Below are 12,936 nucleotides of genomic sequence, written 5' to 3'. Positions count from 1 at the left end.
AAAATGTTTCAGAAGGTTTTATTAGAGCGAATAAAAAAAGAGTTAAGAGGCAAATCACTTAACGATACATTGGCTGTTGTTTTACAGATTAGTTATGATGCTGCGCACAGAAGGACGAGTTTAAAAAGCAAGATTTCTTTAGATGAGGCAGTTTTGTTAGCTAAACATTTTAACTTTTCATTAGATACATTATATGGAGAAGTAGTGAAAAATTATGTGTCAGTAGAAAAAACACTTCAAATAAAAGATGAAGATAGTTTACGAGAATATTTTGATACCTCTTATAATTTATTAGTTGAAACAGCAAAAGATAAAAGTTTTAAAATTTACTATTCAGCAAAAGACATCCCGTTGTTTTATTTAATTGATGACTCGATATTAAGCAGGTTTAAAATATATGTTTGGATGAAGCTGCTTTGTGCAGAATTTAGAAATGTTCGTTTTGATAGTTTCTATCCTAAACTATCTACTATACAATCAGGAAAGCGACTTGGAGATTTTTACAGCTTTTTGAATGTGTCTGAAATTTGGGATACAACAACTATCAATAGTACGCTAAAGCAGATTTACTTTTATTATGAAGCAGGGCAAATCTCTGCGATTGAAGCAATGAGTCTTTGTAGAGAGTTAAAGATGTTGTTGAATAGTATTTCTGAAAAGGTTTTAGAAAATAAAGGATTTGAACTTTACTATAATGAACTATTATTGATGAATAATAATGTACTGGTGTTTAACCAAGAGCAACAGCTTCTATTTGTTCCAAATTCTATGCTTTCATATTTTAAAACAGCAGATAGTGAAACATGTTTAGAAGCTAAAAACTACATGGAGAATCAAATTAAGCATTCGAAACTTTTAAATACCTCTGGAGAAAAAGAGCAAAATAAGTTCTATAATAAAATGATGCAGAAGATTAATGCTCTGATCAGTTTAATAAAAGCAGATAGTATTTTAGATTTTGAATAAAAAACCTCACCAAATGGTGAGGTTTTACACAACTAAAATTTGAAAAAAACTAAGAATTTTTCTTAGTATGCGTCTTCATGTACAGCTTTTATAGCTCTACCTGAGGGTTCGTTTTGGTTTTGAAAACTTATATCCCAAGCTAATGCAGTAGGTGTACTACATGCAATTGAAGGAACAGAGGGTACTGTTAAAGCAGCTGTTTCACTAGGGAAATGCTCTTCAAATATTGAACGATAATAATATTCTTCTTTTGCTCTTGGTGTTTGGATGGGAAAACGATGTGAGGCATTTGCCATCATTTCATCAGTAACAGCAGCTTCTACAACTTCTTTTAGAGTATCAATCCAGTTGTATCCAACACCATCAGAGAACTGTTCTTTTTGTCTCCAAGCCACTTCTTTAGGTAAGTAGCTTTCAAAAGCTTTACGTAATACCCATTTTTCCATACGTTCTCCGTTAATCATTTTATCTTCTGGATTAATACGCATTGCAACATCCATAAATTCTTTATCTAAAAACGGTACGCGACCTTCAATTCCCCAAGCCATCAAACTTTTATTTGCACGTAAACAATCATATTGATATAATTTGTCTAATTTGCGTACAGTTTCTTTGTGGAATTCTTTTGAGTTTGGAGCTTTATGGAAGTATAAGTACCCTCCAAAAAGTTCATCAGCACCTTCACCAGATAGTACCATTTTTATTCCCATAGATTTAATAACACGCGCCATTAAATACATAGGGGTAGATGCACGAACTGTAGTTATGTCATAGGTCTCCAAGTTGTAAATTACATCACGAATGGCATCTAAACCTTCTTGAATGGTAAAAGTGATTTCATGATGGATAGTATCAATATATTCAGAGACTTTTTTAGCAGCAGCTAAATCTGGAGATCCTTCTAAACCAATAGAGAATGAGTGTAATTGTGGATACCAAGCAGCATCTTTATCACCAGATTCTACACGCTTAGCCGCATATTTTTTAGCAATGGCTGAGGTGATGGAAGAATCTAAACCGCCAGATAATAAAACTCCGTAAGGAACATCACTCATTAATTGACGATGTACAGCGGCTTCTAACGCATCACGAACTTCATCAATAGAAGTTTGGTTGTCTCTAACAGCTTCATATTCCATCCAGTCACGAGAATACCATTGTTGTAAACCATCTTCACGTGTGTAATAATGACCTGGAGGAAATACTTCAATTTTGTTACAAACTCCTTCTAAAGCTTTTAATTCAGAAGCTACATAGAAAGTACCATGCATGTCCCATCCCATGTATAAAGGAATTATCCCCATGTGATCTCGAGCTACTAGATATTCGTCGGTTATAGAATCGTATACGGCAAAACCAAAAATTCCGTTCAAATCATCTAAAAACTCCACACCTTTTTCTTTATAAAGTGCAAGAATCACCTCACAGTCAGATTTTGTTAAGAACTCATGTTGTTCCTTAAGTTGTTTTCTTATTTCTTTATGATTGTATATTTCTCCATTAGCAGCTAAAACAAATCTACGGTCATGGCTAAATAGAGGCTGTTGTCCAGAGGCAGGGTCAACAATTGCTAATCGCTCATGTACCATAATTGTCTTCTCATCACTATAAATCCCGCTCCAATCTGGACCTCTGTGGCGAATTTTTTTAGCCATTTCTAATAATTGAGGTCTCAGTTTATCTGAAGGTTGTTTTAAATCAAACGCACATACAATTCCACACATAATAATATTTTTTAATTCTATTCTTTTTGGTTTATTTCTGGTACAAATAACAGAGGAATGTTTTTTAATTGTAAGGTAAAAATTAAATATAATTATAAATTAAAACTATAAACATTGTTTTTGTGCTAAAATGAAACTTGTTATTGCCTGTTTGCTCAAATAAGCTTACTGTTTTTTACTTGTAATAAATAATTTGAAAGAAAAGTTTGTAAAATCAAAATCACTTTATACATTTGTAGCATAATGATGAATCAACAATTAAATAACTGGTGGTGGAAAACTCATAACTTACGTTAGTGAGACCATACTGTTATATCTATAATACAACGAAAAGGCTTATCTCATGATAAGCCTTTTTTGTTTTTACAAATTAAATGAAATGAAAAAAATTACTTTTAAAACAATAGCAAAAAAACAATTGGCAGATATGGTTACGCCAGTTAGCTTGTATTTAAGAACAAGAGATAAATATGCAAATAGTTTGCTGTTAGAAAGTTCAGATTATCACAGTAAAGAAAATAGCTATTCATTTTTATGTATAGAACCATTGGTAACAATTAAGGCAGAAGAAGATCAGCTAGTACTGTCTTACCAAAAAGAAGAATTAGAAAGAGTAGCTATTCAAAGAGATTTTTATGAGAGGTTTGATGCCTATAGTGATGTTATTTCTATAGATTGTTCAGGGGAGATTAAATCATTTAATGGATTGTATGGTTACACTACTTTTGATGCTGTACAATATTTTGAAACCATTCGATTTAGTTCTAAAAAAGCATCTTCTGAAATTCCATTATTACAATATAGTTTTTTCCGATTTATAATAGCAATCAATCATTTTAAGAACGAAATGATATTGATAGAAAATATTCCTGAAGGAGAAGAGTCTCGATTATCTGAAATTGAAAACTTGGTAAACTCTCAATCTTTTGCAAAATACGACTTTGCTTTTCAAGGAGAAGAAACTTCGAATATAACAGATGAAGAATTTAAGCAAAGTGTAACCAAAGCAAAGGAACATTGTAAAAGAGGAGATGTTTTTCAATTAGTATTGTCACGCCAATTTCAGCAACAATTTAAAGGTGATGAATTTAATGTATATAGAGCATTACGTTCTATAAACCCTTCGCCTTATTTATTTTATTTTGATTACGGAAGTTTTAAGTTGATGGGGTCTTCACCTGAAGCGCAAATTAAAATAGAAGAAGGTCAGGCAATTATTAACCCAATTGCAGGAACCTTTAGAAGAACTGGAGATGACGAGAAAGATAGGGAGTTAGCAAAAGAGTTAGCAAATGACCCAAAAGAAAATGCAGAACATGTAATGTTAGTTGATTTAGCAAGAAATGATTTAAGTAAACATGCAACCAATGTAACAGTTGAAACGTATAAAGAGGTGCAGTATTTTAGTCATGTAATTCACTTGGTGTCAACTGTGACAGGAAAGATTACAGGAAACTCGATAGAAATTGTAGGAGATACATTTCCAGCAGGAACCTTAAGTGGAGCCCCAAAATACAAAGCGATGGAATTAATTGATAGGTATGAAAATCAAACCCGTGGTTTTTATGGGGGATGTGTTGGGTTTATCGGTTTGAACGGAAATGTAAATCAAGCCATTGCGATTCGTTCTTTTGTAAGTAAGAATAATACTTTATTTTATCAAGCAGGTGCAGGAATTGTTATCAATTCAAAAGAAGAAAACGAACTACAAGAAGTAAATAACAAATTAGCAGCACTAAAAAAAGCATTAGTGTTGGCAGAAAACATATAAGATGGATATACTAATTTTAGATAACTACGATTCATTTACCTACAACCTGGTACATTATGTAGAAGATATCACAGGGAAGTTACCTGATGTATATCGTAACGACGAAATTTCAGTAGAAGAAATTAAAAAATACGATGCTATTATTCTGTCACCAGGACCAGGAATTCCTGATGAAGCAGGTATATTAAAGGAAACTATACAAACCTATGCAGGTAAAACTCCAATTTTTGGTGTGTGTTTGGGCTTACAAGCAATTACTGAAGTTTTTGGTGGGGAGTTAGAAAACTTAAATGATGTGTTTCATGGAGTTGCTACTGAAATGAAAGTGACTAAAAAAGACACTACAACCTTTAAAGGTATTCCAGAAACATTTGAAGCAGCACGCTATCATTCATGGATTGCCTCTCATAACAATTTTCCAGAGGAATTAGAAATAACAGCAATTGATGAAAACGGAAGTATTATGGCACTGCGACATAAAGAATTTGCAATTGAAGCAGTACAGTTTCATCCCGAAAGTATTTTAACTCCAGAAGGGAAAAAAATGATTCAGAATTTTATAGAAAGTGTAAATAAATAATGTCATTTCGAGCGAAGCAAGAAATTTGTTATAAGAGAACTGCTTCATTCTAAGAAAAATAAAAAGAGAAATGAAAAAAATACTAAACACCCTATTTGAACAAAAACGATTAACGAAAGAACAATCGAAAGAAGTGTTGATGAACATTGCACAAGAAAAATATAATGCTTCGCAAATAGCTGCATTTATTACGGTGTTTTTAATGCGTCCAGTTTCAGTTGATGAATTGTCAGGGTTTAGAGAAGCTTTGTTGGAATTAGCAATAAAAGTAGATTTGTCAGATTTTAACACCATTGATTTATGTGGAACAGGAGGTGATGGAAAAAACACGTTTAACATTTCAACATTAACCTCATTTATCGTAGCAGGAACAGGACATAAAGTTGCAAAACACGGTAACTATGGAGTGTCTTCAGCATCAGGATCATCCAATATGTTAGAGTTTTTAAGGTATAACTTTACAAACGATGAAACAACTTTAAAGCGTCAGTTAGAGGTAGCGAATATTTGTTTTTTACACGCGCCGTTATTTCACCCAGCGATGAAAGTAGTGGCTCCCATCCGAAGAGAATTAGGAGTAAAAACATTTTTTAACATGTTAGGACCGTTGGTAAATCCGAGTCGACCACAAAATCAGTTGGTGGGCGTATTCAATTTAGAAGTAGCTAGAGTATACAATTATATGTTACAACAATCGAATGTGAATTATGGGGTGGTACACGCACTAGACGGGTATGATGAAATTTCACTCACAGGAGATTTTAAATTATTTACAAAAGAAGCAGAGCAACAAGTTTCCCCGTCCGATTTAGGACAACGACAAATTGCTCCATCTGCTATTTTTGGAGGAAATACAGTGAAAGAAGCTGCCGAAATATTTGTGAATATTATAAATGGAAAAGGAACAGAAGCACAAAACAATGTGGTATTAACCAATGCTGCTTTTGCTTTAAAAACCTTTGATAAAGAGAAGAGTTTTGAAACTGCTTTTGAAGAAGCAAAAGACTCTTTATTAGGGTTAAAAGCGAAAGAATCGTTAAAGAAATTAGTAAACTAAGAATGAAGAGTGTCAGTTCGATTGAATTTATAAGGAGCGAATAAATTAGTACTGAGAACAAGAATTTCTCGATACAACTTCCTCCTAAAGTCGAAAATCACTTGAAATGACAAAATATTAAAAATTCATAATTGATTATATGACAATACTAGATAAAATAATAGCCTTTAAAAAACAAGAAGTAGCAAAAATAAAAGCTGAGGTTGCTGTTAAAAAACTGGTGGAGAGTCCAAATTTTAAAAGACAATCAATCTCGTTAAAAAAATCATTGTTAGAGCCATATTCAACAGGAATTATAGCCGAGTTTAAACGTCAATCACCTTCCAAGGGAATTATCAATGACAAATCAACAGTTGCAGAAGTAACCCACGGATATTTAGATGCTAATGTAGCAGCACAATCTATTTTAACCGATACTTCTTTCTTTGGAGGAACGATGGCAGATTTGATGGAAGCGAGAGTTATCAACCAACAAAAACCAATTTTGAGAAAAGATTTTATTGTTGATGGATTTCAAATCGTGGAAGCAAAAGCTATTGGAGCCGATGTAGTTTTATTAATAGCTACTTGTTTAACCCCAGAACAATTGAAAAATTACGGACAGTTAGCTACAGACTTAGGTTTAGAGGTATTGTACGAAGTACATACACAAGAAGATTTAGATAAAATAGGAGATTTAGACAATAAAATTATAGGAATTAACAATAGAAACTTAAAAACATTTGAAGTTGATTTAGAACACTCTATCAACTTAGCAAATCAAATTCCTGATACTGTTGTGAAGGTTTCTGAAAGCGGAATTTCTGATCCAAGAATTATTACGGGGTTAAAAGAACATGGTTTTCATGGTTTTTTAATAGGAGAAAATTTTATGAAAACAGATAACCCTGGACAAGCATGTCAAGAATTTATCGATCAAATTAGATAATATGAAATTAAAAGTTTGCGGGATGAAGTTCGTAGAAAATATTCAGCAAGTAGCTGAATTACAACCTGATTATTTAGGCTTTATTTTCTATGAAAAATCTCCAAGAAATTTTGAAGGTATCATTCCGAAACTACCCAAAGGAATCAAAAAAGTAGGCGTTTTTGTAAATGAATATGTAGAAATAGTAGTTTCATTAGTTGAAGAATATCAGTTAGAAGTAGTTCAGTTACATGGAGATGAATCTGTAGCGTATATTAAAGAGTTAAAACAACATCTACCAAAAGTAGAAATCATAAAAGTATTTGGAATTAAAAGAGCATTCAATTTTGAGCTTTTAAAACCGTACGAAGAAGTAGTTGATTACTTTTTGTTTGATACTAAAGGAAAAGAGCGAGGAGGAAATGGGATAACATTTAATTGGCAAGTTTTAAAAGATTATAATTCAACAAAAGGGTACTTTTTAAGCGGTGGAATAGGTTTGGAAGAAGTAGATGAATTAACCATGTTTTTTAAAACGTCAGCATCTAAGTATTGCTATGCCATTGATGTGAACAGCAAGTTTGAAACAAAGCCAGGAATAAAATCAGTAAAAAAAATAGAACAGTTTAAGGCTTATTGCCAAAAGCTAACAGCTAAAAGCTAATCATATGAAATTTCAACCAGATAATAACGGGTATTACGGACAATTTGGAGGAGCATTTATTCCAGAATTGTTATACCCAAATGTAAAAGAGTTAGAAGACAATTATATACAAATTATAGAGTCTGAAACTTTTCAGCAAGAATATAAAGACTTATTAAAACACTATGTTGGTCGTCCGAGTCCGTTGTATTTAGCAAAACGATTATCAGAGAAATACGGAGCGACTATTTATTTAAAGCGAGAAGATTTAAATCATACAGGAGCGCATAAAGTAAATAACACCATTGGTCAGATTTTAATAGCAAAACATTTAGGGAAGACTAAAATTTTAGCAGAAACTGGGGCAGGCCAGCATGGAGTGGCTACAGCAACAGTATGTGCTTTAATGGGATTAGAGTGCGTTGTTTTTATGGGAGAAACCGATATTAAACGTCAAGCACCCAATGTAGCACGTATGAAAATGCTAGGAGCAACAGTAGTCGCTGCAACGAGTGGAAGTAAAACCTTAAAAGACGCTACCAATGAAGCGATTCGTTATTGGATTCAACACCCAGATACGTATTATTTGATAGGTTCTGTAGTGGGGCCACATCCATATCCGGATATGGTAGCACGTTTACAAGCAGTAATTTCAGAAGAAATGAAAATCCAATTAAAGGAGCAAACAGGGAAAGAGAATCCAGATACTATTATAGCATGTGTAGGAGGAGGAAGTAATGCTGCAGGTGCTTTTTATCATTATTTAGAGGATGAAGAAGTGGAATTAATTGCAGTTGAAGCAGCAGGATTAGGAGTGAATTCTGGAGAAAGTGCTGCGACATCACAATTAGGAGAAGTAGGAGTTATTCATGGAAGTAAAACCATTTTAATGCAAGATGAGTACGGACAAATTGTAGAACCGTATTCGATTTCAGCAGGATTGGATTATCCAGGAGTTGGTCCTTTGCATGCTTATTTACATGAAACAAAACGCGCAACGTTTATGAATGCTACTGATAAGGAAGCTTTAGATGCAGCCTACGAGCTAACAAAAATAGAAGGAATTATTCCTGCTTTAGAAAGTGCACATGCCTTGGCAGTATTACCGAAAATGAATTTACAAAAAGATCAAGTTGTGGTGGTGAATTTATCAGGAAGAGGAGATAAAGATTTAGAAACGTATATAAAACATTTAAGCTAATAGCCTCTGGCTAATGGCTAAAAGCTATTAAAAATGAACTCAATTCAAGATATATTCAATCAAAAAGAAAACGATTTACTATCAATTTTCTTTACAGCAGGTTTTCCAAAATTAGACGATACCACAAAAATTATTGCTGAACTAAGTAATAGCGGAGTTAATTTTATAGAAGTAGGTTTGCCATACTCTGATCCATTGGCTGATGGTCCTACTATTCAGCATAGTAGTGATGTAGCATTGAAAAATGGCATGAATCTCGATGTTGTTTTTAAGCAATTAGAGTCGATTAAAGATTCAAATAAAACGCCTTTGGTATTAATGGGCTATTTGAACCAAATTATTAAATATGGAGAAGATAAATTCTGTAAAAAAGTAAAAGATTGCGGAATTGACACTGTCATTATTCCCGATTTACCTATGGTTGAATACGAGAACCATTATCAACAGTTATTCAAAAACTACGGAATTACAAATGTGTTTTTAATTACGCCACATACTTCAGATGAACGTATCCGTAAAATAGATGCTTTATCAGGTGCTTTTATTTATGTAGTTGCTTCAGCATCTATTACAGGTGCTAAAGGCGAAGTTTCCGAAGAACAAATCAATTATTTTAAAAGAATTAAAGCGATGAATTTACAAAGTAAGCTTATTGTTGGTTTTGGTATTTCAGATCATAAAACATTCTCTACTGCTTGTGAATATGCAAACGGAGCAATTATTGGTTCAGCTTTTATAAAAGAGCTAGAAAAAAAGGGAGTTGAAGGAATTGGTGATTTTGTGAAAACTGTTAAGAACTGTTAATATATTCCTAATTTTATTAGAGTTTTAGTCATAATGAAGTAATTTGGGGATTTAAAAAATCAAACAACATGACTAAAAAGATATTCTTAGGGGTGGCTTTAATAGCAAGTAATTTTTTATTTGCGCAACATACGTTAATTCGTAAGCCTGTGATAAGCCCTGATGCTTCTCAAATGGTATTCAGTTATTATGGCGATATTTGGCTATATAACTTTAACAATCAGCAAACAAAAAGGTTGACCATTCATAAAGGTTACGAAAGCAACCCTGTTTGGAGTACAGATGGAACTGAAATTGCATTTTCATCAAATAGAAAAGGAAATGATAATGTATTTGTAACCTCAGTAAAAGGAGGAATCCCCAAACAGTTAACATATTATCCAACAACAAATACACCTACGGATTGGACAAAAGAAGGAGATGTTGTATTCACCACAGGTCGTGTATTAAGAGGTCCAGAATGGGATAAACAAATGTATGTAGTTAATGAAAAAGGAGAAACACCACGTCGTTTATTAACTGCTTATGGAGAAATGGCTTCCGTATCACCAAATGGAAAATTAATTGCTTTTACCAAAGGAGCATGTCGTATTGCACGTGAAGATTATGCTGGTTCTGCACAACGTGACATTTGGATATACAATACAGAAACAAAAAAATATCATCAAATAACAACAAGTAATAAGAACGATCATTCTCCAGCTTGGGATGCAGCCGGAAATTTATATTATATAGGTGCAAAAAGTGGACGTTATAATATTTATAAGCAAGCAATTTTATCAAATGGAACTGCTGATGGAACAGCTACTCAAATAACGCGACAAACTAAAGATGGTGTACAGACATTTTCGGTAAGTAACAGCGGGGTAATTGTTTATACTAGTGGAGCTGATACGTTCAAATTAGTAAATGGGAAAACTCAAAAAGTTAATTTAGATATTGTTTCAGACAATCGTTTTGAAGAAGAAGAAACCAAAACAGTTTCAGGAGACATTAGTAATTATGCGGTTTCACCGAATGGTAAAAATGTAGCTTTAGAAGTTAATGGAGAAATCTTTGTTAAGGAAAACAATAAGGAAAAGAAGCGTTCAAACAATGTAAGCAAGCATCCTTATAGAGATATTAATCCACAGTGGTTAGACGATAAAACAGTTGTTTTTTCTTCTGATAGAGATGGAGTTTATCAATTGTATAGTGCAGTTTCTACAGATACTTTGGTGGGGTTACACCGTAGTTTAAAAACAAAAGTTACTAAGCTTACCAATAACAAAGAAGATATAGAATATTCCTTAGTTTCTCCAGACGGAAAGAAGATCGCTTACCAAGTAGGAAGAGGAATTTTAATGATTGCTGATGTTAAAAAAGGTAAAATAACAAATGCTAAAGAATACTCTAACTCATGGGCAGCAGCAGAGGGAGTTTCATGGAGTCCAGATAGTAAATACATAGCCTATTCTCAAGAAGATTTAAATTTTGATAGTGAAATTTTTATTCAGTCAATTGAAAAACCATCTACCAAAATGAATGTGTCTATGCATCCAAGAAGTGACCGTAATCCAGTTTGGAGTGCTGATGGAAAAAAGTTAGCATTTTTATCAAACAGAAGCGGAATTAATTATGATGTATGGATGGTCTGGTTAGAAAAGTCTGATTGGGAGAAATCGAAGTTAGACCACGAGGAAGGATCTTATTATCCTGAGAAGAAAGTAGAACCTTCTAAAGAGAAAGAAGCAAAAAAAGGTAAGAAAAAGAAGAAAAAAGAAGTAGTAGTAAAAATAGATGAGGACAAAATTTATGATCGCTTAGTACAGGTTACTTCTTTACAAGATGATGAGTATAGTCCAGTATTTAGTGCAGATAGTGATTTTATTTATTTTTCAGCAACTAACCCTGCTACAGAAAAAAGAAGTACATATAAAGTTAAATGGGACGGTAGTAAACCAAAATTAGTTAAAGGTGTAGCCAACGCAAGAAACTTTACTGAAAATAAAGGGAAAATTTACTTTACTTCAAAAGGAAGATTAGCTGAATTAAACACAAAATCAGATAAGGTAACAAGGTTACCACACACTGCTACTTACACTACTCACAGAGACGAAGTTTTTCAGCAGGTTTTTGAAGAAGGTATACGAGCATTGACCGCTGGTTTTTATGATCCAGAATTTCATGGTTATAATTGGAATGCCTTGGTAAAAAAATATAAGCCATGGGTATTGTCAGCAACTACACAACAAGATTACACATATATGTTTAATTTGTTGCTAGGACAATTAAACGCGAGTCATATGGGCTACCGTGGAAGTGCGCCAAGAAATACAAATGATAAGGTTGGAGTATTAGGATTAGAAGTAGAGAATACTAAAAAAGGAGTTAAGGTTTCTTATGTGTTACCAAATTCAGTAGCAGATAAATCTACAAGTAAATTAAAAGTAGGAGATATTATTACAGCTATTAATGGACAAGAAATTAAAAAGAATACGAATTTTTACAGTTTACTAAAGAATACACAATCAAAAGAGATTTTATTGAGTTTAGATAATGGTAAAGATGTAGTGTTACGTCCAGAAAGATCGTTAAGAAGGCTGCAATATGAAGAATGGGTAAATTCTAGAAAGAAATTGGTAGATGAGTATTCAAATGGTCAATTAGGATATATTCATATTCAAGGAATGAATATGCCAAGTTTTGAGCGTTTTGAACGTGAACTAAAAGCAAGTGGGTATGGTAAAAAAGGAATCGTAATTGATGTACGTTATAACGGTGGTGGTTGGACTACAGACCGATTAATGGCGGTATTAAATGTAGATCAACATGCATATACAGTACCAAGAGGAGCAGCTAAAAGTTTAAAAAATCATCAGAAATTTAAAGGAAATTATCCATTTAATGAGCGAGCTATTTTATCTGTAAACACAAAACCTATGGTAGCTTTATGTAATGAAAATAGTTATTCAAATGCAGAGATTTTCTCGCACGCGTTCAAAAATTTAGGTTTAGGAAAATTAGTAGGGCAACCAACTTTTGGAGCAGTAATTTCTACAGGAGGTAAACGTTTGCAAAACGGGTATATTCGTATGCCATTTAGAGCGTGGTATGTGAAAAAATCTGGAAAGAATATGGAGAACGAGGGCCCAGCAGTACCAGATTATTTAGTAAAAAACGCACCAGGATGGAAGGATAGAGGAGAAGATGCTCAATTAAAAAAAGCAGTTGAGGTGTTGTTACAAGATATTAAGTAATAATAACTAAAAATAAGATCAAGCGTAGAGTTTAAACTCTGCGC

General features: G+C 33.2%; 10 protein-coding genes. 9 read left to right on the top strand and 1 reads right to left on the bottom strand.

Features of this window, described 5'->3' with window-relative positions:
• The first annotated feature begins 3 nt into the window (after positions 1–3).
• On the top strand, positions 4–966 hold the full coding sequence (locus VBY68_RS05890) for a hypothetical protein (RefSeq protein WP_415269192.1): 963 nt from the start codon (positions 4–6) through the stop codon (positions 964–966).
• Between the two features lie 62 nt (positions 967–1,028).
• Here VBY68_RS05890 and asnB read toward each other — a convergent pair whose 3' ends face one another.
• Positions 1,029–2,690 carry an asparagine synthase B gene (gene asnB, locus VBY68_RS05885; RefSeq protein WP_415269191.1) on the bottom strand — a complete coding sequence of 554 codons (1,662 nt, stop codon included), beginning with the start codon at positions 2,688–2,690 and terminating at the stop codon, positions 1,029–1,031.
• A 379-nt stretch (positions 2,691–3,069) separates the two neighbouring features.
• Between asnB and VBY68_RS05880 the strand changes: the two genes are divergently transcribed.
• The 8 genes from VBY68_RS05880 (at position 3,070) to VBY68_RS05845 (ending at position 12,892) form a co-directional block, all read left to right on the top strand.
• On the top strand, positions 3,070–4,461 hold the full coding sequence (locus tag VBY68_RS05880; RefSeq protein ID WP_415269190.1) for an anthranilate synthase component I family protein: 1,392 nt from the start codon (positions 3,070–3,072) through the stop codon (positions 4,459–4,461).
• A 1-nt stretch (position 4,462) separates the two neighbouring features.
• Complete coding sequence (locus VBY68_RS05875) at positions 4,463–5,041, top strand: anthranilate synthase component II (protein ID WP_099215986.1); 579 nt, start codon at positions 4,463–4,465, stop codon at positions 5,039–5,041.
• Between the two features lie 70 nt (positions 5,042–5,111).
• Complete coding sequence (gene trpD, locus VBY68_RS05870) at positions 5,112–6,098, top strand: anthranilate phosphoribosyltransferase (protein WP_415269189.1); 987 nt, start codon at positions 5,112–5,114, stop codon at positions 6,096–6,098.
• A 139-nt stretch (positions 6,099–6,237) separates the two neighbouring features.
• On the top strand, positions 6,238–7,026 hold the full coding sequence (gene trpC, locus VBY68_RS05865; protein WP_415269188.1) for an indole-3-glycerol phosphate synthase TrpC: 789 nt from the start codon (positions 6,238–6,240) through the stop codon (positions 7,024–7,026).
• 22 nt (positions 7,027–7,048) lie between these two features.
• Positions 7,049–7,669, top strand: coding sequence for a phosphoribosylanthranilate isomerase (locus VBY68_RS05860; RefSeq protein WP_415269187.1), 621 nt, complete (start codon positions 7,049–7,051; stop codon positions 7,667–7,669).
• 4 nt (positions 7,670–7,673) lie between these two features.
• Positions 7,674–8,849, top strand: coding sequence for a tryptophan synthase subunit beta (trpB, locus tag VBY68_RS05855; RefSeq protein ID WP_415269186.1), 1,176 nt, complete (start codon positions 7,674–7,676; stop codon positions 8,847–8,849).
• 33 nt (positions 8,850–8,882) lie between these two features.
• The gene (trpA, locus tag VBY68_RS05850; RefSeq protein ID WP_415269185.1) at positions 8,883–9,653 is read left to right on the top strand and encodes a tryptophan synthase subunit alpha; all 771 of its coding nucleotides are present in this window, start codon (positions 8,883–8,885) and stop codon (positions 9,651–9,653) included.
• Between the two features lie 68 nt (positions 9,654–9,721).
• Entirely contained in the window at positions 9,722–12,892 is a 3,171-nt protein-coding gene (locus VBY68_RS05845; RefSeq protein ID WP_415269184.1) for a S41 family peptidase, read from the top strand.
• Positions 12,893–12,936 lie beyond the last annotated feature (44 nt).

Origin of the sequence: Tenacibaculum ascidiaceicola (genome assembly GCF_047470925.1) — a bacterium.
GTDB classification, from domain to species: Bacteria; Bacteroidota; Bacteroidia; order Flavobacteriales; family Flavobacteriaceae; genus Polaribacter; species Polaribacter discolor.
This window is presented reverse-complemented; position numbering and strand designations above follow the sequence as displayed.